Below are 24,592 nucleotides of genomic sequence, written 5' to 3' on the forward strand. Positions count from 1 at the left end.
AAAGGAGAGTCAACAATGATAAACCCTAAGCACCAATCAAAATGGGCTTCTCTGGCCCTACTAACTTTAATCGGCTATGTTCTGAGCGCATTGCTTCTGCTTCCACTCAATGCCGCTGCCAAAGGAGAGCACATCTCCGCCAAACAGCTCGAAAGTATGAGCCGGCTTTCATTTACGCTTCGTGATGCCAAACAAACGGCTTACACCGTTTATATTTTCGCTTATGATGAACAGAAGAGCACGCTGACCGAAGAAAATGGTTGGACAAACAATAAAAAAGGCGACAAGAGTTATTCAGGCACGTATCGCGCAGCCTTGCTGAAAAAAGGTGCAGTATACGGAACAGTCCAAGCAGCAAAACTGGATCTGAATACGATTATTTTGCCGCAAACCTGGAACTTCGTTGTGAAAAGCAAAGAGACTAGTACACCAGACATGCTGATGATTACCGATTGGGGAACTTCTAATTTTAATGAGGTGAAAACCTATATTGTTCGTTCCGGGGAATTGCGCCGTGTAACATATGTCGATAATAAGGGTAAAAAAATCGACGATTCCTACTCTGCAAGCAGAGATGATGGAATCCGTACTCTTTCAGGTGCCCGAGTACAGTTCAAAAATTACAACAACCTTCAATTCGTCTATGGAGTTAATACGTTTAAGTTGAATGTAAACAAATCGGAGTTGCGGTTGGAAGATACGCGTAACCTCCGTTCAAAAGCTTGGCCGAACTCGGGTGTTGGCGATCGCGCTTACCTGAAAAGCTTGAAGGAAGCTGCTTTAAAGGGTGCATTACCGGGCCGGACGGACATCAAGATTGGCATGACGCTTCAAAATGCGCAAAAAAAGCTGGGGAAACCAACCTCTCGTTCAAATGAGGAATGGGGAGCGGTCTATTATTATTCTAAATTCGGTGTCGGGTTTGATTCATACATGCACGAGCTTACCAACAAATCACGTATTGCCGTTTTTGATTTGTACAATGAAAAGCAGAATCTTTCACCATGGAATGTGAAAATATGGATGGGGAAACCCTCCTCAGAATACTACAATGAAGTCGTTGATGGTTATGAGATGGTATACCAATTAGGTAATCACGCAATTGTATTCAACTATGAGGAAGAAGAGGACTTGATTGACTTTACGAGTATATATTAAGGTGTAGCATCGTAAAGAAATGAAAGCATAGCTTAATCACATTTACAAAAAAAAAGCCGCTGATTAGCGGCTTTTTTTGTTATCCATGAAAGTGGGACGCGTAGTCTATTTCATTGAAGTGTTATTAGAGCTTTGCACAGAACGCACACGATTGACTAAGTAAATGCCAACCGACACGAACAGTAATGCAGCCAGATTTTTCAGTTCAAGAATCGTTTCCCCCAGGAATAACGCTGATAATAAAGCTCCAAACACAGGGATTAGGAAGTTATAGACAGACACTCTTCCGACCTTGTTGTACTTGAGAAGCATATTCCACAAACAAAATGCGACGGATGACAGCAAGGCCAGGTAGATCAAGTTACTGGTGGATTCCAAGGTGAAATGAGTAACCCGACCGCCGAGTGATAGACCTAACAGCGTAAGTACCAGTCCCCCAACAAACAGGCTGACCCCTGTTATGATCAGAACATCAATCGTAGCGGTGAGACGTTTTGCGTAAAGGGCCGTAACGGAAAAAACAAGTGCTGCTATAATAACAAACCCTTCGCCTGTGAATGAAAAGGAAAAAGCAAGCAGATCCGTATGGAAGTTTACGATGATTACACCAATGAATCCGAGCAAGCAGCCAACGATTTTATTTCTGCTTAATTTGTCGTTTTTATAGATGAAATGGGCCAGAACAACACTGAAAAAGGTTGTCGTTGCGTTCATAATGGAGCCTTTGACACCCGTCGTATTGGCTACGCCAACGTAGAAAAACATATATTGCAAACCGGTTTGCAATATACCTAACATGATAAGGCTTGTCCACTGCGGCCTGGACAATTGGAGCTTCTCTTTTCTAACGATACGAGACAGGAGCAAGAGCAGCAAGCCCGCCAATGTAAATCGGTATCCGGCAAATACATACTTGGAAGCAATATCTTCCGGCAGAATGTTAAACGCGATATAACCAAGTTTGATGGATGGGTACGCGCTTCCCCATAACAAGCAACATAGGCTTGCCACGAGCATAACAAAAATGGGATCACTAAATTTACTCGGTTTCTCAAGGGTATTTCTCTCTATCACTTTCGATCTTCTCCTCACATTTCATGTACATATGTATGTATGAATCTATTAATATCCTCACTGACCATATCACATATCGCTAATCTTTGTAATGATAATTAATAAACCGCTCCTCAGGTGGTAAGAATATCAAGAAGGAACGGTTCATGCGGAGTCTATGTTATAGATTCCTTTCTAATAAAATCCCAACTTGTTCTGCCACAATGTGAGGTTGCCGGGGAAATCCATTCGTGAAATAGGATTCCACGATACCAACGATTGCTGTACCAAAGAACGTAAGAATAACTTCTTTCGTTAGTCCTTTATTTTTGCCCTCCGTTACATTCACCTCATCTTCCAGTTCTTCAATGACAAGAGCCAGGAAGCGATTGCGGAAAAAAGGGGCTCCTTTACTCAGTAACATAGCCGAGAAAAATGAATAGTGAACTTCAAAATAGTCGAACCAAAGTACATTGCTTTCTATAAAATCCAGATCGGATGCTTCCTTGCACAATCTTCGTAGTTCATCGATATGTTCTTCAATTAATTTATCCAGCAAGTCAAATTTGTCCGAATAGTGATGGTATATCGTTCTGCGGCCGACATTTGCATGATCAGAGATATCTTGCATCGTAATGGTATCAAAAGGTTTCTCATTCATGAGTTTGATAAAAGCGGATTTGATCGCTTCCTGAGACTTAAGTATTCTTCGATCTGTGATAGAAACGATAGTAATCACCATTCTTTCCAGAGAGTAATTGCACAAATGTTGTTCCGTTGCGCCATAAGGCACAGATCGGGTTCATTTGATCCTTGCAGAGGCAGTGCAATTATTTTATATTATACACAAATGTGCGATATCGCACTTAAGTGTGTAATCATATTTAGGTCAACATAGGAGCAGGACGGATTAATCAATAAGATCACATTGGAGGAAATGAAATGGCTAAACATGAAGAAGTTAAAGGTGGAGTGATATTCCCGGTAGGAGAAAAAAACGAAGCATTTTCCCAATATTTCATAGGGCAAAGTTATCTCCAATCCTTGGTTGCTGATCCCAAAGTGAATGTGGGTGTTGGGAATGTTACGTTTGAACCGGGATGCAGAAATAACTGGCATATCCATCGCGGTGGATTTCAGCTGTTGTTAGTGACTGGTGGGGAAGGTTGGTATCAGGAAGAAGGAAAACCTGCTCAATTCCTCAAAGTCGGCGATGTTATTGTGACTCATGATGGTGTGAAACACTGGCATGGGGCCGCCAAAGATAGTTGGTTTGAACACATTGCGATCACTGCAGGTACACCGGAATGGTTGGAACCTGTTACAGATGAAGTTTACGGGAAGTTGTAATATAAACGCTATGAATTGATTTATTCGAAAATGTTACTGTCTAATTTGTTAAATTAAAGGCTAATTAAGTTCAGGAGATTGCTGATTTATGTTGATCTGGGTGCCATCACTCTGAGTTTTAATCGAGTGATGGCTTCTTTACGTCTATGAAGTATCGATCTCCCTGGCAGGAAGAAACCATGATATAGATGAATTCCAGTGCACTTTATGTATACTTGGAGAAATTTCCAGAATGAAAACGCTTGTCAAATTGAAAATAATATGATAATTTAATGTCTGTAACCGGTTACACATAGAGGAGAGCAACTTATGACAACAATTAAAGACGTAGCTCAACTGGCTGGCGTATCTGTAGCCACCGTATCCAGGGTCATTAATGATAGAGGTTATGTTCATGCGGACACACGCAAAAAAGTGGAAGATGCTGTGAAGGCGCTTAACTTTTCGCCGAATGAAGTGGCCCGCTCATTATATAAGCGTAAATCCAAACTGATTGGCCTATTATTACCGGATATTACGAACCCGTACTTCCCGCAGTTGGCCCGCGGCGTAGAGGACCGGATGCAGGAGCAGGATTATAGACTGATATTTGGAAATAGTGATGAGGATGAACGGAAGGAGCAGGATTACATCCAGACGTTTATCCAGAACAATGTGGTCGGTGTGATCTCTTCAACGAACTATCCTCATTCTTCAATATATGAAAACCTGAAGATTCCCGTTGTGTTTCTGGACAGAACTTCACTGGATCGTCCATCCGTGTATGCGGATGGCAGGGAAGGTGGAAGACTAGCTGCAAGGGAGATTATCAAACGCGGCAGTCGCCGGATCACAGTTATGCAGGGACCGTCACAGATCAGACCCGCTCAAGATCGTTTTGAAGGGGCGATTGAAATCATCCGTGATGCTGGGTTAGACTACCGGGTGATCCAGACGACCTCATTTTCAATTAACGAGGCAGGTGTATGGGCTGAAGAATTATTCAGGAAATATGCGGACACAGACGGGGTCATTGCCAGCAATGACATCGCAGCCATGGCAGTACTGCATGAGGCATCACGAATCGGAAGAAAGGTTCCTGATGACGTACAAGTGATTGGTTTCGATGATATTCCGATGAGCAGCCTGTTATCGCCGGCATTGTCCACCATCCGTCAGCCAGCATATGAGATGGGAAGAGAAGCGGCGGGATTACTTATCCAGCTTGTGGAACAAGCTGCAATAGAGAATAAAAACATACAGTTGCCCGTAAGTTTCATCGAACGGGGCACTACGAGAAAGGTGAGATCAGATGGCTAAAATATGTGTAATTGGAAGCAGTTCAATGGATCTGGTTGTTACTTCGTCAAGACGGCCGGGGGCGGGTGAAACCGTTCTTGGCGATAGCTTCAAAACGGTTCCTGGTGGCAAAGGAGCCAATCAGGCTGTTGCCGCTGCACGACTGGGTGCCGAGGTTGCGATGATCGGCCGGGTAGGCGACGATGCTTTTGGCAAAGATATTTTAGAGAACTTTAGAGCAAATGCTGTAAATACGCAAAATGTGAAACCGGTTACACATTTAGAAAGTGGAACGGCTCATATCATTCTGGCAGAAGGTGATAATAGTATCGTAGTGGTTGAAGCGGCGAATCGGGAAGTTACTCCTGCATATGTCGATGAAGCAGCTGAAGTGATCCGCGATGCAGATATCGTATTAATTCAGCAGGAAATTCCGGAGGAAACGGTTGTGCATGTGAGTGCATTGTGTGCAGAACTCGGAACACCGCTGCTGCTTAATCCCGCTCCGGCGAGAACATTGCCGCAAGAAGTGATCGACAATGCCGCATATATCACGCCAAACGAGCATGAAGCCGAGATTTTGTTTCAGGGCATGAGTCCTGCACAGGCATTACGTCAGTATCCTAACAAGTTGTTCATTACGGAGGGCAGTAAAGGTGTACGGTACTTTGATGGCACTGAGGAAATTCTAGTCCCAACTTATAAAGTTGAGGCTGTTGATACTACGGGGGCAGGGGATACGTTCAACGCCGCATTTGCAGTTGCTTTGGCTGAAGGAAAAGCGTTACAAGAGAGTATACGCTTCGCCAATCGGGCTGCATCGTTGTCCGTCACCAAGTTCGGAGCGCAGGGCGGCATGCCGACGCGTGATGAAGTAGAGGAGAGCTTGTAATGAAAAGAAATGGCATGTTGAATAGTCACATTTCCAAGATTTTGTCGGATCTGGGCCATACGGACATGATTGCGATTGCGGATGCAGGTCTGCCGGTACCGGACGGGGTACTCAAAATTGATCTGGCCCTTAAACTGGGAACACCAAGTTTTCGCGAAGTGGTGGAAGCGATCGCAGAAGATATGGTCATTGAGAAAGTCATTGTGGCTGAAGAGATTTGCGAAGGCAATCCCGTAGCTATGCAATTCATCACAGAGAAATTCGGGGTAGAAGCAATTGATGCTTCCGTCAGCCATGAACAATTCAAAGCATTAACTCGGCAGGTGAAAGCGGTCATCCGCACAGGTGAAGCCACACCCTATGCCAATTGCATTTTACAATCGGGAGTCCATTTCGGTTAAAAGGAGGTTGCGTAATGCACATTCAGATGCAAGACATTCATAAAGCGTTTGGAACGAATCAGGTGCTGAGCGGAGTGGATTTTGAACTAAAGGATGGTGAAGTTCATGCCCTGATGGGGGAGAATGGAGCCGGCAAATCCACACTGATGAATATTCTGATTGGTCTTCATCAGCGTGATCAGGGAACCATTACCATAGACGGAGAAGAAAACTATTTTGCAAGTCCGAAGGAAGCCGAGAAACTGGGTCTCACATTCATACATCAGGAGCTGAATGTATGGCCTGAAATGACGGTGCTGGATAATCTCTTTATTGGTAAGGAACTGACATCATCGTTCGGATTGCTCAATACAAGACAAATGAAAGCGCTTGCCAAAGAACAGTTCGCCAAGCTTTCCGTAGACATACCACTGGAACGTCCTGCGGGAGAGTGCTCTGTCGGGCAGCAACAGATGATCGAGATTGCCAAAGCGCTAATGACAGATGCCAAGGTCATCATTATGGATGAGCCAACAGCAGCACTTACGGAGCGTGAGATCCAGAAGCTGTTTGGTGTAATCAGCTCGCTGAAGAAGGAAGGCGTATCCATCGTCTATATTTCTCACCGAATGGAGGAGATATTCACGATATGTGACCGGATTACCATCATGCGTGACGGAAGAACGGTAGACACACAAGCTATTCCGCAGACAAGCTTTGATGAAGTGGTGCGGAAAATGGTAGGTCGTGAACTTACCGAGCGTTATCCTGTCCGGAATCCTTCTTATGGTGAAGTTGTCCTCGAAGTAAGGAATGCAAGCAGCAAAGGTCTATTCGAGAATATTAACTTCACCGTGAGAGCGGGGGAAATACTCGGTTTCTCTGGACTCATGGGTTCTGGACGAACAGAGATCATGAGAACCATCTTTGGTTTGGATACGTTGGATAGCGGTGAAATCTTCATCCGCGGCAAAAAAGCGAACATTCGTAAACCGGCAGATGCAGTGAAACATGGAATCGGGTTTATTACAGAAGACCGCAAGGATGAGGGGCTGGTATTAGACTTCTCTATTCGCGAGAATATGGCGTTGCCAAATCTGTTCAGTTTCTCAAGCAAAGGTTTCATCTCAACTTCAAAAGAACAAGACTTCGTAGATACACTGATCAAACGTCTACAGATCAAAACGCAATCCTCCGAGACGGCGGCAAGGAATCTATCCGGGGGTAACCAGCAGAAGGTGGTTATCGCGAAATGGGTTGGTATCGGACCAAGCGTACTTATCCTGGATGAACCTACCCGCGGAGTGGATGTCGGGGCGAAGCGCGAAATCTATGAATTGATGAATGAACTGACTGACCGCGGCGTTGCAATCATCATGGTATCGTCGGAGCTGCCTGAAGTGCTTGGCATGAGCGACCGGATCGCGGTTGTGCATGAGGGACACATCAGTGGCGAGGTTGCAAGGGAAGTAGCAACACAAGAACACATTATGACATTGGCCACAGGGGGACAGTGATATGACAACAATGCAGGAAAACAAAACGGCTAAAAGCGGATTCCGTTTCTCAAACGTGATACAAAAATTGGGACCGCTGCTTGGCTTAATCATTCTTATTCTCATCGTATCGGTGTTGAATCCAAGTTTCTTGGAACCGCTCAATATCTTGAATTTATTGCGTCAAGTCTCGATTAATGCGCTGATTGCTTTTGGTATGACGTTTGTTATCCTGACGGGTGGAATTGATCTGTCGGTCGGCTCAATCCTGGCTTTATCCAGTGCTTTTGTAGCAAATATGATGTTGTCTGGTCTCGATCCGATCTTGTCCATCATTATTGGTGTAGCACTCGGTGGTGTCATGGGTATGGTGAACGGACTAATGATTACCAAAGGTAAAATGGCTCCGTTTATCGCTACATTGGCAACCATGACGATATTCAGAGGACTGACATTGGTGTACACCAATGGTAATCCAATTACAGGGCTCGGGGATAACCTGTTGTTCCAACTGTTTGGCCGCGGTTACCTGCTGGGCATTCCGGTACCTGCAATCACGATGCTGATTACCTTCATGATTCTGTGGATTGTTTTGCATAAAACGGCTTTTGGTCGTAAAACGTACGCCATCGGCGGTAATGAGAAAGCTTCCATTATCTCGGGTATCAAAGTTAATCGCGTGAAAATTATGATCTACTCCCTGACAGGTATGCTCGCTGCTCTGGCAGGTGCAATTCTGACATCGCGTTTGAATTCAGCGCAACCAACGGCAGGTACATCCTACGAGCTGGATGCAATCGCAGCAGTTGTATTGGGTGGTACAAGCCTTGCTGGAGGACGCGGACGCATCGTTGGTACACTGATCGGTGTTCTGATTATCGGCGTGTTGAATAATGGATTGAACTTGCTTGAAGTAAACTCATTTTATCAAATGGTTGTAAAAGGTATCGTCATTGCCATTGCCGTCCTGCTGGACCGCAAGAAAACAGCATAAGGAGAGAAGCGAATATGAAAAAGTGGACTGTAACACTCATAAGTATGCTGATGATCATCGTTCTGGCCGGGTGCTCTCTGGAGCCACCGGAATGGGCGAAACCCAACCCAAACAAAAGTAATGGACAGAAGAAAATAGGTCTGTCGATATCTACACTAAACAATCCATTCTTTGTATCACTGAAGGACGGGGTAATGGCTGAAGCCAAAAAACAGGGAATACAGGTCATCGTGGTGGATGCGCAGAACGATTCGGCAAAACAAACCAATGATGTTGATGATCTCATTCAGCAAGGCGTTAGTGCACTGCTAATTAACCCTGCGGACTCTGCAGCGATCTCCACAGCGGTTCAATCCGCTAATAGTGTGGGCATTCCTGTGATCACGCTGGATCGCTCCGCAGATAAAGGCGAAGTGGCGGCACTAGTGGCATCGGATAACGTTAAAGGTGGACGCATGGCAGCTGAATATTTTGTGGAACAACTGGGTGAGGGAGCAAAAGTCATTGAACTTGAGGGTGTACCTGGCGCTTCCGCAACAAGAGAACGGGGTAAAGGTTTCCATGAAGTGGCTGACAAGCAACTTGATGTGGTTTCCAAACAATCTGCTGATTTCGATCGGTCCAAAGGATTAAATGTCATGGAGAATCTGCTTCAGGGTAATCCTGACGTGCAGGCAGTATTTGCCCATAATGATGAGATGGCACTTGGTGCGATTGAAGCGATTCAAAGCTCAGGTAAAGACATTCCGGTCATCGGATTCGACGGCAATGATGATGCAATCAAATCCATTCAGGATGGGAAATTGACGGCAACAGTCGCTCAGCAGCCTATACTGATTGGCCAACTGGCGCTGCAAGCAGCTCTGGATGTGCTCAGTGGCAAGCAGGTGGAGTCATCGATTCCCGCTGAATTAAAGCTGGTAACCAAGGAAAATGTGAATGAGTAAATCATCATAAAACATGTATCTTCGTTTTGGACATGAACATAGAACTAAACCAAGCCGCTAAATTAGCGGCTTTTTTCATTTTGGAAGAAGCGTGCGGGCATCACATCAATCAGATTATTGACTTTTAAAAGCATATTAAAGCTGCCCCAATTGAATTAATGTCCACTTTGTCGTTTTGGACTGCTCCAAAATAGCATTTTTGGATATTTATATCCAGTCCATGCGTTGCTATACTAGCAAGACGTTCCACACAGTCTTCACAATACATAAGGAGGAGCTAATCTCATTGATTCATTCCTGTTTGGAATAGAAAGAAGGTGGCTGACATGAAACAGCTAGTAGAAGAAAATCTTCAAGCTGTAAGACAGCAAATGGCATTGGCCTGCCAGGCTTCAGGTCGCAACATAGAGGACATCAAGTTGTTGCTCGCGACCAAAACGGTACCGCTAGAGAAATTACAATTAGCTATTCAAGCAGGCGAGGTCCTGTTTTGAGAAAACAAAGCTCAAGAACTCCGAGACAAATTCCCACTCATGGAACAAAGCAAACAGGTGGAATGGCATTTTATCGGACATCTGCAAACAAATAAAGTAAAGGACGTAGTTAAATATGTTACTCTCATCCATTCCGTAGATCGTCTGAAACTGGGTCAAGCGTTACATAACCAGCTTCTCAAAGAGAATAAGACCATAGACATTCTTGTGCAAATTAATACGTCCTACGAAGAAAGTAAATTTGGTGCCTCTCCAGAAACAGCCGTTGAGCTTGTAGAACAGTTGTCTCAATTCGAGACATTAAACGTGAAAGGTTTAATGACCATTGGGAAACTGAATGCAACGAACGAAGAAACACGACATTGTTTTCGACTGTTAAACCAGATCCGTACACAGATTAAAGAGAAAAATATTCCACGCGTAGAAATGGATATTTTATCAATGGGTATGTCTGGTGACTTCCAAGTCGCCATTGAAGAAGGAGCTACAATGATACGTGTAGGGACAAGTGTATTTGGTCAACGCTATTTACCGGACGAGTATTACTGGAATGAAAACACACGCATCGATGATTAAGTGAGAGGTAGTGTTAAATATGAAGACAGCATCCGCTTCGTTACGTGGCCGTGATTTGATATCGCCGGTTATAGCCGCTTTAATATCCGTAATTGTTAATTACGGGGGTACATTTATTCTTGTGTTTCAAGCTGCAAAAGTCGCTGGTTTAAGCCCGGAAATGACCGCTTCCTGGATTTGGTCCATCTCGATTGGGGTAGGCGTAACGGGAATTTGGCTCAGTTATCGATATAAGGAACCGATTATTACAGCTTGGTCTACACCGGGTGTGGCGTTTCTCGTTTCAGCATTAGCGGTAACCCCTTATCCAGAAGCTATTGGGGCTTACATGATTTCAGCAGTCGGATTTATTATTTTAGGTTTGTCAGGCATGTTTGAACGTTTCGTTCGACTTATTCCCCCGGGCATCGCTTCCGGATTGTTAGCTGGTATTTTACTACAGTTTGGTATTTCGGCCTTTGGAGGGGCGAAGGTAGATCCTTTGCTTGTGATTGTACTGTTTGCAGGCTATATCGTGCTAAGAAGGTTTACTTCCCGTTACGCCATTGTTGGCATATTGGCAATCGGTTTGATTTATTTGATATGCATGGGGAAAACAGACTTCAGTACGATCCAATTGGCGGTAGCATCGCCTGTATTTGTTGTTCCAGCATTTTCGTTAAATGCTTTACTTGGCGTTGCGCTACCGCTGTTCATTATTACCTTGACAGGGCAGTATATGCCCGGAATGCTTGTTCTGCGTAATGATGGATTCAAGACAAGTGCCAATCCTATTTTGGCCGTAACAGGTTTGGGTTCGCTTCTTGCAGCCCCATTCGGATCACATGCTTTTAATGTGGCAGCTATTACAGCAGCGATTTGTACAGGAAAGGATGCACATGAGGATTCAACCAAACGTTATATTGCAGGTATTGCTTGTGGTGTTTTTTATATTTTTGTCGGCATTTTTGGCGTAACATTGGCTGCTCTGTTTTTGATTCTTCCTGCTACCTTTATTGCAACATTAGCGGGACTGGCCTTACTTGGAACCATCGGTGGCAGTCTTGCCAATGCATTAACGGACCCTAAGGGACGTGAAACTGCATTGATTACGTTTTTGGCGACAGCAGCGAATGTGACTTTGCTTGGTGTCGGGGGTGCATTTTGGGGACTGTTTGCAGGAATGATGGCACATCTACTGATGAATAGTAAATTTCCCAAAAAACAATTTGGAACGAATAAATAACCGTAATATTGAGAGGAAGATGTTCATGAAACATTTGGAGAAGCAAGATAAAGTAATAGGAATGGCTGTCCAGCAAGAGCTTGGAAGGCAGCGGGATACGATAGAACTGATTGCATCAGAGAATTTTGTAAGTCAAGCTGTGATGGAAGCAACAGGTTCGGTATTGACCAATAAATATGCGGAGGGGTATCCGGGTAGAAGATATTATGGCGGATGTGAGCATGTCGATACAGTCGAAGAGATAGCGAATAGCCGCCTTAAAGCACTTTTTGGCGCTGAACATGCGAATGTGCAGCCTCACTCCGGTTCTCAGGCCAACATGGCAGTATATTTTGCCTCGGTTGAGATTGGGGACACAATACTTGGCATGAATCTATCCCAAGGTGGTCATCTAACACACGGAAGTACTGTTAATTTTTCGGGTAGGTTTTACAATTTTGTTCCATATGGTGTCGATGCACAGACGGGCCGCATTGACTTTGACGAAGTACGTAAACTTGCTTATAAGTATCGTCCACGCATGATTGTTGCAGGTGGAAGTGCATACCCGCGGACCATTGAGTTTGAATTGTTTGCCCAGATTGCCGCCGAAGTGGGAGCTCTTTTCTTTGTAGATATGGCGCATATAGCAGGAATTGTTGCGGCAGGTTTGCATCCTAACCCGGTACCACATGCCCATTTTGTTTCAACCACCACACACAAGACCTTACGAGGACCACGAGGGGGAGCCATTTTGTGCCGGGACTCCTGGGCAAAGGCGATCGACAAAGCTGTATTCCCGGGAACCCAGGGTGGGCCATTCATGCACGTTATCGCGGGGAAAGCGGTGGCATTAGGCGAGGCATTGCAATCCGAGTTCACAACATATATTGAAGGTGTACTGAATAACGCCAACGTATTGGCAGAAACTTTAATAAATGAAGGACTCACCCTTGTATCGGGAGGAACAGATAATCATATCGTGTTGGTTGACTTACGAACTATGGGCCTTACAGGCAAAGAAGCCGAAGCTTTACTGGATGAAGTAGGGATTACGGCGAATAAAAATGCAATCCCTCACGATACGGCAAGTCCTTTGGTTACGAGCGGTATTCGTTTTGGAACTCCGGCTATGACTTCAAGAGGACTTGGAGCCAGGGAAATGAAAGAAATTGCTCAGCTGATAGGGCTTGCTTTTAAAAATCCAAAGAACTCAGATGTGAAAAAACAGATATTAGGAAATGTCCGTGAAATCACTTCGCAATTTCCTCTATATGAAGGGCTTAAATAGCTCAACAGCAGACACTAATAGAGCCTGCAATTGTTCCTAATGGATAACAATTGCAGGCTCGTAATGTGCTTGTTTATATTGAAACTTAAGACGCCCTAGTAGGCTATACCTACACGAGACTGTACATACTCATCAGACATTAATTGCTGATAAGCAAACTCCGCAGTATCGATTACAGATATAGAAGTTCCACCGTCAGGCAAATAGTCGCGCTCAACCCGGTACTTACCAAGAGATTCTCCATCAAATAAGTAGGTAGGACACACGATGGTCCATTCTAACTCTGAAGCCTTGAGAGTGTTGTACATCTCCAGATGCTCCTCAGCTGCTCGCGTGGACTTACGTTTGGACTCAGGGGATTGAAAACGAAGCAAGCCAGGATCCGTTCGACTTTCCAATATTCCTGCTGTACCAATGGTAATGATTCTTTTGATACGCTCCTGAGCCATAGCCTCAACAATATGCCCCATGGATTGCGATAATGTAGTCGTTCCATCGGTACTTAAGGAACTAACAACGAGATCTACACCCTGTATGGCGTGATGAATATCCTCTTTGACTAAAGCGTTTCCTTGATGCAGAACGAAATTGTCATCGTTGATTTGTACCTTTTCCGGGCTTCTAACCAGTGCAGTTACATGATGATTGGAACGTAGGGCATTAGAGACGAAATGACTTCCAACCCGTCCGGTGGCTCCTAACACTAAAATTTTCATTACAAAAAACATCCTTTCGAATCCGATTGGAGAGCATATTCTCCATCATAATACAATCTTTGCAAGCCGATGTATGCCTTCCTCAATCTGCTCCTCATCCACTTTCGCAAAACCTAATATCCATCCTTTTCGATGACTCTCCAAGCAATATCTACTAAGCGGATACACGCGTACACCTTGATCAAGGGCAGCATTCGTCAGCGCTTCTTCGTCAAATGACGTTTCAGATTCTAGAAGCATATGTAATCCTGTTTCCACACCACTTAATGTAAATCGTGAGCCTAACCCAGAAGCAACAATGGCTTTGGTCATGACTTCGTGTCTGCGTCGATATATGTTACGAACTCTTCTCATATGGCGCATGAAATGACCACGTTCAATAAAATGAGTTAGCGTTAATTGTTCCATAATCGGCAGATGACGATAGGTTAATTCATGAACTTGAGTAAGGCGATCGATAGCTATTTTGGGGCCGATGATAGCGGATAGTCGAATGCCTGGTGCAACCATTTTGGAAAAACTCATCATATAAAGCGTATTCTGAGGTTGCTGACTAAATATAGTTGGAAGCGGATCTCCACGGTACCTAAATTCGCTATCGTAATCATCCTCAACAATCCAATATCGATGATGAGCTGCCAAGTGCATCAATTGTTGCCTGCGTGGCTCCGACATAATAACACCAACGGCGCATTGATGAGAAGGTGTGACAAATACAAGTTTTGTCTGTGGGTGAATATGATCTACACATAATCCATACTCATCGACTGGAACGGGATCGACTTGCATCCGGCGGTATTTCATCGCCATCCAAGCGGCTGGGAAGCCGGGATCTTCTACGGAAACTGTGTCTCCCTCACTTAAGAGTGCCTGGGCAATTAAATCAATACTATGTTGTGCACCTGAGGTTAACAAGATTTGATCAACATCGATATGAATGCCTCGTTCAAGTGACAAATAACGCTGAATCTGTTCTCTTAACGCTAGTAACCCTCTGGCATCGCCATAAGCCCATATATCCAGATTAGTTTCAGTGGAAGCTTGTAAAAAAGATTGCCTCCAGGCTTTTGTGAAACTTTCATCCAGATAAGGCTCGTGGGGATTAAAATCAATTTCTATTTTGCGATTGTCTCTATTGCCAAACCAACTATGCAGATGACCAATCGATTCGTTTAGTGTAGGCAATTCGGGCGGAATAGGCCCTTGCATCGTGACGTCTTCTGATGAACGAGGTGCATAGGTCCAATCACTAACTCTTGTCCCGGCTCGTCGGGAGGTTACCGTATACCCTCGACTGAATAATTCCTCGTACACAATCTGTATGGTTGACCGTGAAACACCAATTAATTGAGCAAGTTCACGTGAGGGGAGTAGCAATTCGCCTGGTTGCCATTTCCCGGTTGTGATATTATGAATCGCTTGATCCAAAAGTTGCTGCCAGATCGGGCGTTGGTCATTCCGATTAACTTTTAGCATTGCTTCAACTCCATTACTCATACTGAATTATGGATTGCATTTATTTATGTACTTAGCCATGTTATTGGCACTCCATTGATTGATATACCATTATAGCAAAAGTTTAATTTGCAAACAAAACAAAGCTGGACTAAAGGGATTTTTACTGTGTGTCCAACCTATTTGGGTTGGTCCTGCTTGGTTCATACTCGATTCATATTCAAGCCACAGACAGTTCATCTTCTTCGGTTACACTACTGGAGTACGAACACAGAGATTCCTAATCCATAGACTAGACAGGAGAAGATGAGATTGACACGAAAGAAACGAACTTCTATCGCCGCCATAACCTTGGTGTTTGCAATGATGTCCCCAATGTCGGCCATGGCCACACCCGCTACCAGTAAAGGTAGTAGCTCTACGTATGATCTAACTAAAAAGGCAGTAAGTGCAAAGGCCAAGGTACTCACTGAATCATACGCTACGACAAGTGTGCAGTACGCACTGATGGATGAGGGTGAGATTGTGATCTCCGGTCAGGCAGGCAACAATGATCTGAAAAACAACATCCCGCTTTCTTCAGATACCATGTATGGCATTGGTTCAACCAGCAAAATGATGCTCACAACCTCCGTAATGAAGCTCGTTGATCAGGGCAAGATAGATCTCGATGAGCCTGTCGTGAAGTATATTCCGGACTTTAAAATGAAAGACAAGCGTTACCAACAGATTACACCACGCATGTTACTGAATCATTCATCCGGACTTCTCGGAACATCAAGTAACAGTGCAATACTGTTTGGAGATAAGGATACCTATGCACATGATACGTTACTGGAACAATTGGCGACGCAACATCTGAAGGCCGACCCTGGCGCATACTCCGTGTATAGTAATGATGGTTTCACATTAGCTGAGATTCTGGTTGAGCGGGTCAGCGGAATGAGTTTTACCAGTTTCATGCACCGGTACATAACCGAACCCCTGGGTATGGAGCATACCAAAACACCGCAGGATATTGTGGACTTTAGCCAGATGGCAGCAACATATGCCCCTTCGCATGAGGAGCAACTTCCATTAGAGACTACAAATATGATTGCCTCGGGAGGCATCTATTCCACCGCTGAAGATCTGGTTCAGTTCTCGAAAATCTTTACAGGTGAGGTTGAAGGTGTTCTTTCGGAGGAATCCGTAGAGGCCATGAAGCAAGAAGAATATAAGAGAGGCATGTGGCCAGAAGAAGGCGATTCGTCCATTGGTTACGGCCTGGGCTGGGACAGCGTGAACCTGTTTCCTTTTAATGATTACGGCATCCAGGCAGTAAGCAAAGGCGGCAATACAATAACCTATCACTCCTCATTGATTGTGCTACCGGAATATAATATGGCTGCTGCCGTAACTTCTTCGGGTGGTCATAGCTCAACGGATCAATTGCTGGCAACTGAACTTTTGCTGGGCGCACTTGAGGAGAAAAATATCATTCCGGAACGCAAGCCGGAGAAGTCATATGACGCACCTGTGAAAGCCACCATGCCAACAGAACTTTCACAGCACACAGGCATGTACGCTGGTGGGGCCAACATGTTAATGAAGCTGGACGTAAAAGATGATGGGCAATTAACGCTATCTAATCTGTCGTCTACTAACAGTTCTGATCAGACCTATACGTACACCGCTGATGGATCATTTGTTAATGATGCGGCTACGGAAAAGCTGAAGTTCGTTCAGGAAGTCAATGGGAACACATACTTGTGGTCTCGCTCGTATCAGTCTGTGCCTGGGCTTGGGCAAGTTGCTTCCTCGGAATATAAGGCAGAAAAGCTTGAAACCAATGAATTGTCTGCAGAGGTAAAGGCCGCATGGCAAAAACGGGAAGGCAAAGCCTACGTGTTGGTCAATGAAAAATATACATCAACACTGTACAACGCAGCGATGCCGATGATTCCCATTCATACTTTTAATGAGCTACCGGGTTATGTCTACACGAATAAAATCATTGGAGTTAACCAAGCTGTGAACCAATTGCAAATTCCTGGATTAGCGGGCCGTGACACGATGGAGTTTAATTTCTATGAGGAAAATGGCGTGGAATATGTTACAGCTGGAGGCAACGTTTATGCTGCTCAAGACATCATCAAACCGATCTATGCGGGAAAACAATCAAAAACAACGATTCAGGCGAATGGTCATGCCACATGGTATTCGATTCCAGCATCAGCAACAGGTAAAGAAATGACGGTCAAGATGTCTGCAAACAGCGCATTTGCTGTATATAACCAAGCTGGCATAGGCATTAATCATACAGTGGTCAGTGGACAAAACGAAATTGTGTTGCCTGAGAACGGAACTATTGTATTCGCGGGTGAAGCTGGTTCGAAGTTCGAGATTGTATTGACAACCAGAGCAAATTAATAGATTATAAAAAACTGTACAATAAAAAGTCGCGGAAATCGCGGCTTTTTTTGAGTTTTAAATTTTAAATAATACGTTTTAAAGTAAATGTACCTTTTTTCAGATTCACAATGTAATATTGGGTTTCGCGAAGCTTACCTAAAGGGTAAGTATTAAAAGGACTTTTACTGGTTGGAAAAAAATGATGGAGGAAAATGTTGCAAGTGGAAAGGCAAAGCATTGATTGTTAATATACAGTAAATAATAACAATCAAATGGGCAGAAGATCGACAAAAAGCATAACCGTAATACCGATTCCAAAGAAAATAATGATTATTCGGACAATACCGAGACGGGGAGGACACATGAAAACAACGAAGATCTCATTTTTTATACTTTCACTGATGCTGCTCCTGGTGAGCGGTCTATCAGGATGGGTAGGGAACGCTGCTGCAGCGTCCGATTCCGGTAAAACCTATGTTATCGGAACTGATGTCACATTTGCTCCATTCGAATATGAAGATGAGAATGGTGATTTTGTTGGTATCGACATGGATTTGTTGGATGCCATCGCCAAAGATCAAAATTTCAAGTATCAAATCAAATCCCTGGGATTTAACGCAGCTGTACAGGCACTTGAGGCGAATCAAGTCGATGGTGTGATCGCAGGGATGAGTATTACGGATGAAAGAAAAGCAAAATTTGATTTTTCGGATACTTATTTTGAATCAGGTGTCGTTATGGGTGTTAGTGCCAACAATGACACAATTAAGAGTTATGAAGACCTTCGTGGACAGAAGGTAGCCGTGAAAACCGGAACAGAAGGGTTTAGTTTTGCAGAGTCCATCGCTTCAGAGTATGGATTTACGATCGTTCCGTTTGATGAGTCATACCAAATGTATGAAGATGTAAAAACCGGTAATTCCGTAGCCTGTTTTGAAGATTATCCTGTACTGGCCTATGGAGTTAATCAGAACAATGGTTTGAAAATTGTTACCGACAAAGAAGATGGCGCTCCTTATGGTTTTGCAGTAAGCAAGGGGAAAAACCAGGAGCTTCTGGAGATGTTTAATACAGGTCTTGCGAACATCAAAGCTAACGGTGAGTATAAACGCATTACCGAAACATATCTGGGTGAGAACGCTCCGACTGTTGCTAATCAAGGTCGCTGGGAGCTAATTCAGAAATCTCTTCCTGCACTTTTTAAAGGTCTGGGAAACACACTTTTATACACGATTGTATCCCTGTTCTTCGCGTTTATCATCGGTCTGATTTTCGGATTTATGAAGGTGGGACAGAACAAATTCCTTCGTGGTGTTGCCACTGTATTTGTAGATATCTTCCGCGGCATTCCACTGATTGTCCTGGCATTCTTTATTTATTTCGGGATTCCACAGGCGATGGGCTTCACAATGCCATTGTTTTTGGCGGCTATTCTGACACTTAGTCTGAATGCAGGGGCGTACGTAACCGAGATTATCCGAGGCGGGATTCAATCGATTGATCGTGGTCAGATGGAGGCAGCTCGTTCATTGGGACTTCCTTATCGCAAAGCGATGATAAAGATTGTCATTCCGCAGGCAGTGCGGGTTATGATTCCGTCCTTCATTAACCAGATGGTTATCACGTTGAAGGATACGTCAATCTTGTCCGTTATTGGTCTCGTAGAGTTGACACAATCGGGTAAAATCGTTATTGCAAGAACGTTCTCCTCTTTTGACATATGGTTAACGGTTGCGGTTATGTACCTGATTGTCATTATCACATTGACCAAAGTTGCTGATTATCTGGAGGTGAAGGTTCGTCGTGGCTAAAATAAAAGTTGAAGGTTTGAAGAAAAGTTTTGGTACGAATCAGGTTCTCAAAGGAATTGATATGGCGGTCAACGAAGGAGAAGTTGTCTGTGTCATCGGGCCTTCCGGTTCGGGAAAAAGTACCTTCTTGCGCTGCATCAACCAATTAGATGTGATTACGGCAGGCCGGGTTATTGTGGATGATCAGGATTTGAATGACCCTAAAACGAACCTGAACAAAGCTCGCGAAAATATTGGCATGGTATTTCAACATTTTAACTTGTTCCCTCATTTTAGTGTACTTAAAAACATCATGTTTGCGCCCAGAGAACTCGGGATATTAAATGCACAGCAGGCGCGTGATACAGCACTCAAATTACTTGAACGTGTGGGTCTGTCTGATAAAGCAGACAGCTTCCCAACACAACTGTCAGGTGGACAAAAACAACGTGTAGCTATCGCTCGTGCGCTTGCTATGAATCCGGACGTTATGTTATTTGATGAACCAACTTCGGCGCTCGACCCTGAGATGGTAGGAGAAGTGCTTGGGGTTATGAAAGACCTCGCGAGCGAAGGCATGACGATGATGATCGTTACTCATGAGATGGGTTTTGCCCGTGAAGTAGCCGATCGTGTGATCTTCATGGACGGTGGTTATATCGTCGAGCAGGGCACTCCGGAAGAGATATTTGGAAATCCGAAGAATGAACGGACGATCAGCTTTTTGGAAAAGGTACTCTAGCACTGAATCGAGAATGAACACATTGAAAGTCGCTATATTAGCGGCTTTTTTTGTTATATTTATGAGGTGATTTAATAGAAAGACCGAACAAACTAAGCCAAGAAAGTGAGGTCTATACTCCATGGAAAACGTGTCACAAGAAGATCAACTGCAATCCATTAAAGCCTTTCAATCAACGATCCGCAAATCGGAAAATGCCTTAGTGAATATGACTCAGAAAAGGAATAACACGACATTGTTAGAGAAACGTCTCCAAGCTTTATACATCGGCCTAGCACTGTTGGAAAAGGTATGGAATCAGAAATCTCATCCCTACACGGAGGAAGATATCGCAGAAGCTCGTCTTGTCTTGATGGGATTGTTCCCATCTCTTGAGAACATGTATGCCAAGTCCAAAGAAGGTAGCCCGCAAAAGACTCTTCTGGAAAGAAGGATTAGAGCATTTCATCTGGCCGTTCAAGCCATGGATACATACTGATGAAATGAGAGAGAGGCCTGTCTAATGAACGACAGACCTCTCTTTTCTTTTGCAAGCTTAGGAAAACCGATAGAGACGCACACCGTGCGCAGGTAAAGTAGTAACTAAGGAATTCTCTGTTAATTGAGCTGCTTCTCTGCTCCACAATTCGGTACCTTCGGTAATGCCGGACAGTCCGACCTCATTAATGGACAGATCCACAGGTAGAGTTTTCTCACCGATGTTAAACACAGCGATGTAAGAGGAACCATCCGCATGCTGGGCAGTCCACACAATAAGATCGTCTTTGCGTAAGGCTTCTTTGGCTCCATAACTCTCGCGATGCATTCGCAGAACCTCACGATTAGTTAACAGGGACAGTGTCCAGTCGTCGTTATCTCGCAGTTCACCACCAAAAATGAGCGGGGAACGGAAGATGCTCCACAGCGACATCATCGTCAATTGCTCGTCAGGCGTGAACCGAGTCCAGCGATCCGCTCCACCACCGTCAACAGAACGGATACCGATATGACCCAAAGGCAACATATCACAGTCTGGCCAGCAGCCTGCTTGGGGAACGCCCTGCCACGTCCGGCAGCGGTCGAACATATCCAATAACAGCGGCCAGAGGTCCCAGAAATCGTCCGTGACACGCCACATGTTGGCATGATCAGCCAAGAATTCTGAGTATTCCACCGGAGCAGGGCCAGGAGAGAGACTTAGTACCATGGGCCGACCGGAGCGCTCAATCGCTTTGGATATCATTTCGATCTCGGGCTGATGGGTGTCATAGAGCCTTGAAGCAGCAATATCGTCTACCTTCACCAAGTCAACGCCCCATTGTGCATATAGTTCAAAAAGGGAATCGTAGTAGGCTTGTGCGCCTTCTTTGGAGCTATCGACACCATACATATCTGTATTCCACGGACAGATGGAATTCGGATGAGCAATATCACGCGCAGTGGCAGTTGTACCCAGGATCGGAGTAGCCGCATGTGCAGCTTGACGTGGAATACCTCGCATGATGTGAATGCCAAATTGCAGCCCAAGACTATGGATGTAGTCGGCTAACGGCTTAAATCCCTGTCCGCCTGCAGCGGAGGGAAACCGATTCTCGGCAGGCATAAGCCGTGAATATTCATCCATGATTAGTGGAACGAACGGACGATATTGCGAAGAATTAGCCAAAGGCTCGTACCATTGAATGTCGACCGTAATATAGCTCCAGCCGAAGTCTTTAAGATGTTCTGCCATGTACTCGGCGTTGCCACGAATTTCGTCTTCCGTAACGGCTGCGCCGTAACAATCCCAGCTGTTCCAGCCAAGCGGTGGAGTTGATGCTGCAAGCGTATGATTCATGGGGATGCTCCTTTATGGATTAATTATTGCTCTCGCTAAATTTATCATAATAAAGGATTTTATTAATATCTACAGTAATGTTGAGTGTGGAATAGCAAAATATTGCGGTTAGTCGAAGAACAATTTACGGTACACAAGGCTTTCTCCGCCACTACGAAACTCACCTGGCGTAACGCCGGTTATGTTGCGAAAGGCTTTGATAAAATAACTTCCGCTGGAATACCCGACTTGCTCGGCGATGACTTCAATACTAAGCGTAGTTCCGCGCAGAAGTTCCATTGCTTTCTCGGTACGTACACGGGTCAGATAAGCACCAGGCGTCAAGCCCGTACTGGAGGAAAAGCGACGTATAAAGTGATATTTGGAAAGGGAAACATGCTCCGCAAGGTGATCGATACTGATCATCTTCGAGTAGTTGTTTTCTATGTATTCAACGGCTATTTGAATGTTTTCAGACCAATTCTCCCTGTTGCGCAATGTTGTTTTCTGTAACCGAGTCAATTCTGTCATGAACTGATATACGCTGGATGATGCGATCAGAGGATCAGTGATTCTGCCTGCTGCCGCATCAGTCACGATCATCCGCAACAGTCGGATGGGTGTACAATCAGCGGGAAGATAGGGAACTTCTCCCGCTTCACGAAGAAATTTTTGCCAATGGGGCAGAATAAGAGTGGGCCTGAACAGCAGGAACAGAAACTCCCAAGGTTCTTTTGATGCTGAATGGTAGTAATAGCGATGTGGCCCTGGAATTTCTGCCAAAAAAGCTTGTCCTGCGGTAACATGATGAATGCGATTATTCGACTCAAACACACCTTCACCCGAGATTGTATATTGGAATAACAGGAGAGGCCCGTCCGAACGTTCGAGTCCATCCCAATGATAAGAAGGATCTGTTATTGAATCACATCCAGCCGCATACAGTACACACAGTTGGAGCTCCTTGTCTTCCGCAAATCGAAACCCATAGGTTCCTCTAGGGATATTCATGTCAGCTCTCCTTGTTGCCCTGAATTTTGCACATTTATGCATTATACCAATACATTGGTTGCTCCTCGATTTTATCAAAACAAAGCTTGTTTGCCATATGTAATGATTCAATGTTATCGGCGTGACAGCACCAGTTCGGTACTAATCCTTTGTGTATACATTCTTGAATAAACCGAACGCCGACAGCTGTAGCCAATCCCTGCATCTTATGTTCCTCAAGTGTGATGATATCGATCTCCGCATAACCACCACCTACATATGGGGAGGAGCAGACGCTAACAATTTCACTATCTCGAGTAATAAAATGCGCAATACCATTAGCAATAAAGTGCGGTGCAGAGTCCCATACAATTGAATAGTAGGAGTAAAAATCCTTAATGTACTTGGTTGCGATGGATGGATTTAATCCTACGAGTTTAAAGTGTTTACCTAAAGTGAGAGTATCTCCTTGGTATCTCTCGGTAAACTTCATCTTATTGAACGAAAAATATGTGCGTTTGATTTTCTTTGCGTTCGGTAATTCATAGTTATCAAGTAAATCGATCCAATCTTCCGAAAATAGTGCCAGTGCATAAAAATCTATTTTATGATTCTTTTTGTTTATTAAAAATCGAATGACGTCATCATTAAATTTTGGATTGCTCGCCGTCCCCAGTAGACAGTAAAAACCACCACAGCTTGTGATCAGGGCTGAAGTTATGTTGTGCTTGTTGTTTACGTATACAGTTCCTTGTTGTTTTTGCTCAAGTACGGAATACACAAATACAGCTTTATTCTTGATCTCTATGAGAAGAGGAAGTATCAAGTGAACCTCTTGCCATGTTAGAATTTCCAAAACTACACCTTCCTTTGCGTTTATCATGCTTATATAGGGTAGAATTTCTCGTCTTGAGTAAAATGGATAAAGCGATTGATCAATTAAAGATGTAACTAACCACTAATACATAATCAGTTCAGTTTTACTGCGCTCCGCGAATGAAAATATCTACTAGCTTCTGGCCTAGCGAAAAGTTGGAACCATATTTATGCAGGTTATCTTCCCGATTACCCATTAACATCAATGTCGAGAAGGTCTCTGCCAGGAAAAATGGATCGTCCGTTCGTAGTCTGTTTTCATCCATTGCCCGTTGGAAATGGGAGGCTAACACTTCATGAATCTGATGCTCCGCGTTGCGTATATCCTGAATTTGAGCTGGTTCAAGAAAAGGCTCAGCTTCTCTGAGCATGGTTTCAATCTCCGCATGTGGATTTCCCAGTCTGGCCTCTGCCAGACGCACAAGCCCCGACTCCAGATTCTCGGCTTGATCAAGGATATGCGAGGTTAACCGGCTCACATTCTGTAACATCGTTGTAAAGGCAACCTTAAAAAGCTCTGGTTTGCTGGTGAAATGATAATAAATGGTTGGTTTTGATACGCTACATGTTTTGCCAATTTGCTGAAGCGTGACTGTTTCGTAGCCATACTCCATGAATAACTGTGAAGCAGTTTGAATAATGGTTTGCTGAATTGAGATATCGTCGTTGCCATGTTTGGGTCTTCCAGGCAATCGTTTGGGTGATTTTTCTGTCATTGGAC

At 44.3% G+C, this 24,592-nt stretch carries 22 protein-coding genes and 1 pseudogene; 15 read left to right on the forward strand and 8 right to left on the reverse strand.

The features are described 5' to 3' along the window. The first annotated feature begins 15 nt into the window (after positions 1-15). Positions 16-1,158 carry a DUF4309 domain-containing protein gene (locus BS614_RS18440; protein ID WP_074095039.1) on the forward strand — a complete coding sequence of 381 codons (1,143 nt, stop codon included), beginning with the start codon at positions 16-18 and terminating at the stop codon, positions 1,156-1,158. 105 nt (positions 1,159-1,263) lie between these two features. Here BS614_RS18440 and BS614_RS18445 read toward each other — a convergent pair whose 3' ends face one another. Both BS614_RS18445 and BS614_RS18450 read right to left on the reverse strand, forming a co-directional pair. Continuing rightward, entirely contained in the window at positions 1,264-2,232 is a 969-nt protein-coding gene (locus tag BS614_RS18445; RefSeq protein ID WP_157116125.1) for a DMT family transporter, read from the reverse strand. 160 nt (positions 2,233-2,392) lie between these two features. Further along, entirely contained in the window at positions 2,393-2,953 is a 561-nt protein-coding gene (locus BS614_RS18450) for a TetR/AcrR family transcriptional regulator (protein ID WP_074095040.1), read from the reverse strand. A gap of 200 nt (positions 2,954-3,153) precedes the next feature. Between BS614_RS18450 and BS614_RS18455 the strand changes: the two genes are divergently transcribed. The 10 genes and pseudogenes from BS614_RS18455 (at position 3,154) to glyA (ending at position 13,113) form a co-directional block, all read left to right on the forward strand. After that, entirely contained in the window at positions 3,154-3,561 is a 408-nt protein-coding gene (locus BS614_RS18455; protein WP_074095041.1) for a cupin domain-containing protein, read from the forward strand. A 309-nt stretch (positions 3,562-3,870) separates the two neighbouring features. Continuing rightward, entirely contained in the window at positions 3,871-4,860 is a 990-nt protein-coding gene (locus tag BS614_RS18460) for a LacI family DNA-binding transcriptional regulator (protein ID WP_074095042.1), read from the forward strand. After that, complete coding sequence (gene rbsK, locus BS614_RS18465; protein ID WP_074095043.1) at positions 4,853-5,731, forward strand: ribokinase; 879 nt, start codon at positions 4,853-4,855, stop codon at positions 5,729-5,731. The genes BS614_RS18460 and rbsK overlap by 8 nt, the downstream gene beginning before the upstream one ends. Continuing rightward, positions 5,731-6,132 carry a D-ribose pyranase gene (rbsD, locus tag BS614_RS18470; RefSeq protein WP_017688515.1) on the forward strand — a complete coding sequence of 134 codons (402 nt, stop codon included), beginning with the start codon at positions 5,731-5,733 and terminating at the stop codon, positions 6,130-6,132. The genes rbsK and rbsD overlap by 1 nt, the downstream gene beginning before the upstream one ends. Positions 6,133-6,146: 14 nt before the next feature. Next, positions 6,147-7,628, forward strand: a complete 1,482-nt coding sequence (locus BS614_RS18475; protein ID WP_036615975.1) for a sugar ABC transporter ATP-binding protein — start codon at positions 6,147-6,149, stop codon at positions 7,626-7,628. A 10-nt stretch (positions 7,629-7,638) separates the two neighbouring features. Further along, positions 7,639-8,601, forward strand: coding sequence for an ABC transporter permease subunit (locus tag BS614_RS18480; protein WP_370511443.1), 963 nt, complete (start codon positions 7,639-7,641; stop codon positions 8,599-8,601). Positions 8,602-8,615: 14 nt separating this feature from the next. Beyond that, positions 8,616-9,548, forward strand: a complete 933-nt coding sequence (rbsB, locus tag BS614_RS18485) for a ribose ABC transporter substrate-binding protein RbsB (protein WP_036615972.1) — start codon at positions 8,616-8,618, stop codon at positions 9,546-9,548. 326 nt (positions 9,549-9,874) lie between these two features. Beyond that, positions 9,875-10,618, forward strand: a pseudogene (locus BS614_RS18490) (YggS family pyridoxal phosphate-dependent enzyme). A gap of 19 nt (positions 10,619-10,637) precedes the next feature. Then, a complete protein-coding gene (locus BS614_RS18495; RefSeq protein WP_074095044.1) occupies positions 10,638-11,843 on the forward strand; it encodes a benzoate/H(+) symporter BenE family transporter in 1,206 nt (401 codons plus the stop codon). 25 nt (positions 11,844-11,868) lie between these two features. Beyond that, the gene (gene glyA / locus BS614_RS18500; RefSeq protein WP_074095045.1) at positions 11,869-13,113 is read left to right on the forward strand and encodes a serine hydroxymethyltransferase; all 1,245 of its coding nucleotides are present in this window, start codon (positions 11,869-11,871) and stop codon (positions 13,111-13,113) included. A 95-nt stretch (positions 13,114-13,208) separates the two neighbouring features. Here glyA and BS614_RS18505 read toward each other — a convergent pair whose 3' ends face one another. Together BS614_RS18505 and pdxR are read right to left on the reverse strand one after the other, a co-directional pair. Then, entirely contained in the window at positions 13,209-13,829 is a 621-nt protein-coding gene (locus BS614_RS18505; protein ID WP_074095046.1) for an NAD(P)-dependent oxidoreductase, read from the reverse strand. Between the two features lie 45 nt (positions 13,830-13,874). Beyond that, the gene (gene pdxR, locus BS614_RS18510; protein ID WP_074095047.1) at positions 13,875-15,305 is read right to left on the reverse strand and encodes a MocR-like pyridoxine biosynthesis transcription factor PdxR; all 1,431 of its coding nucleotides are present in this window, start codon (positions 15,303-15,305) and stop codon (positions 13,875-13,877) included. Between the two features lie 285 nt (positions 15,306-15,590). Between pdxR and BS614_RS18515 the strand changes: the two genes are divergently transcribed. The 4 genes from BS614_RS18515 to BS614_RS18530 all read left to right on the forward strand — a co-directional run bounded on the left by BS614_RS18515 (position 15,591) and on the right by BS614_RS18530 (position 20,688). Beyond that, positions 15,591-17,696, forward strand: coding sequence for a serine hydrolase domain-containing protein (locus BS614_RS18515; RefSeq protein ID WP_074095048.1), 2,106 nt, complete (start codon positions 15,591-15,593; stop codon positions 17,694-17,696). A gap of 344 nt (positions 17,697-18,040) precedes the next feature. Next, a complete protein-coding gene (locus BS614_RS18520; protein ID WP_074095049.1) occupies positions 18,041-19,489 on the forward strand; it encodes an amino acid ABC transporter substrate-binding protein/permease in 1,449 nt (482 codons plus the stop codon). Beyond that, on the forward strand, positions 19,482-20,210 hold the full coding sequence (locus BS614_RS18525) for an amino acid ABC transporter ATP-binding protein (protein WP_074095050.1): 729 nt from the start codon (positions 19,482-19,484) through the stop codon (positions 20,208-20,210). Before BS614_RS18520 ends, BS614_RS18525 begins: the two co-directional genes overlap by 8 nt. Positions 20,211-20,331: 121 nt before the next feature. Beyond that, positions 20,332-20,688: a hypothetical protein gene (locus tag BS614_RS18530; protein ID WP_074095051.1), complete on the forward strand. Its 357-nt coding sequence runs from the start codon at positions 20,332-20,334 to the stop codon at positions 20,686-20,688. A gap of 57 nt (positions 20,689-20,745) precedes the next feature. On the opposite strand, the gene BS614_RS18535 is transcribed toward BS614_RS18530, so the two are convergent. From BS614_RS18535 to BS614_RS18550, 4 genes are all read right to left on the reverse strand, one after another. Further along, positions 20,746-22,026 (reverse strand): glycoside hydrolase family 27 protein, encoded by a 1,281-nt coding sequence (locus BS614_RS18535; RefSeq protein WP_074095052.1) that lies wholly within the window; start codon positions 22,024-22,026, stop codon positions 20,746-20,748. Between the two features lie 108 nt (positions 22,027-22,134). Next, complete coding sequence (locus BS614_RS18540; protein WP_074095053.1) at positions 22,135-23,016, reverse strand: AraC family transcriptional regulator; 882 nt, start codon at positions 23,014-23,016, stop codon at positions 22,135-22,137. Positions 23,017-23,050: 34 nt separating this feature from the next. Then, positions 23,051-23,851, reverse strand: a complete 801-nt coding sequence (locus BS614_RS18545) for a GNAT family N-acetyltransferase (protein ID WP_074095054.1) — start codon at positions 23,849-23,851, stop codon at positions 23,051-23,053. 124 nt (positions 23,852-23,975) lie between these two features. Continuing rightward, positions 23,976-24,587, reverse strand: coding sequence for a TetR/AcrR family transcriptional regulator (locus tag BS614_RS18550; protein ID WP_074095055.1), 612 nt, complete (start codon positions 24,585-24,587; stop codon positions 23,976-23,978). Positions 24,588-24,592 lie beyond the last annotated feature (5 nt).

The sequence above is a fragment of the Paenibacillus xylanexedens genome (assembly GCF_001908275.1).
GTDB lineage: Bacteria > Bacillota > Bacilli > Paenibacillales > Paenibacillaceae > Paenibacillus > Paenibacillus xylanexedens_A.

What these genes read in the sequence shown, in the direction of transcription:
- BS614_RS18440 (WP_074095039.1), top strand. Translation starts at nt 16, where the DNA reads ATGATAAACCCTAAGCACCAATCAAAATGGGCTTCTCTGGCCCTACTA.
- BS614_RS18505 (WP_074095046.1), bottom strand. Translation starts at nt 13,829, where the DNA reads ATGAAAATTTTAGTGTTAGGAGCCACCGGACGGGTTGGAAGTCATTTC.
- BS614_RS18515 (WP_074095048.1), top strand. Translation starts at nt 15,591, where the DNA reads ATGAGATTGACACGAAAGAAACGAACTTCTATCGCCGCCATAACCTTG.
- BS614_RS18530 (WP_074095051.1), top strand. Translation starts at nt 20,332, where the DNA reads ATGGAAAACGTGTCACAAGAAGATCAACTGCAATCCATTAAAGCCTTT.
- glyA (WP_074095045.1), top strand. Translation starts at nt 11,869, where the DNA reads ATGAAACATTTGGAGAAGCAAGATAAAGTAATAGGAATGGCTGTCCAG.
- BS614_RS18475 (WP_036615975.1), top strand. Translation starts at nt 6,147, where the DNA reads ATGCACATTCAGATGCAAGACATTCATAAAGCGTTTGGAACGAATCAG.
- BS614_RS18550 (WP_074095055.1), bottom strand. Translation starts at nt 24,587, where the DNA reads ATGACAGAAAAATCACCCAAACGATTGCCTGGAAGACCCAAACATGGC.
- rbsK (WP_074095043.1), top strand. Translation starts at nt 4,853, where the DNA reads ATGGCTAAAATATGTGTAATTGGAAGCAGTTCAATGGATCTGGTTGTT.
- BS614_RS18450 (WP_074095040.1), bottom strand. Translation starts at nt 2,953, where the DNA reads ATGGTGATTACTATCGTTTCTATCACAGATCGAAGAATACTTAAGTCT.
- BS614_RS18495 (WP_074095044.1), top strand. Translation starts at nt 10,638, where the DNA reads ATGAAGACAGCATCCGCTTCGTTACGTGGCCGTGATTTGATATCGCCG.
- BS614_RS18460 (WP_074095042.1), top strand. Translation starts at nt 3,871, where the DNA reads ATGACAACAATTAAAGACGTAGCTCAACTGGCTGGCGTATCTGTAGCC.
- BS614_RS18520 (WP_074095049.1), top strand. Translation starts at nt 18,041, where the DNA reads ATGAAAACAACGAAGATCTCATTTTTTATACTTTCACTGATGCTGCTC.
- BS614_RS18535 (WP_074095052.1), bottom strand. Translation starts at nt 22,026, where the DNA reads ATGAATCATACGCTTGCAGCATCAACTCCACCGCTTGGCTGGAACAGC.
- rbsD (WP_017688515.1), top strand. Translation starts at nt 5,731, where the DNA reads ATGAAAAGAAATGGCATGTTGAATAGTCACATTTCCAAGATTTTGTCG.
- BS614_RS18480 (WP_370511443.1), top strand. Translation starts at nt 7,639, where the DNA reads ATGCAGGAAAACAAAACGGCTAAAAGCGGATTCCGTTTCTCAAACGTG.
- BS614_RS18540 (WP_074095053.1), bottom strand. Translation starts at nt 23,016, where the DNA reads ATGAATATCCCTAGAGGAACCTATGGGTTTCGATTTGCGGAAGACAAG.
- pdxR (WP_074095047.1), bottom strand. Translation starts at nt 15,305, where the DNA reads ATGCTAAAAGTTAATCGGAATGACCAACGCCCGATCTGGCAGCAACTT.
- BS614_RS18455 (WP_074095041.1), top strand. Translation starts at nt 3,154, where the DNA reads ATGGCTAAACATGAAGAAGTTAAAGGTGGAGTGATATTCCCGGTAGGA.
- rbsB (WP_036615972.1), top strand. Translation starts at nt 8,616, where the DNA reads ATGAAAAAGTGGACTGTAACACTCATAAGTATGCTGATGATCATCGTT.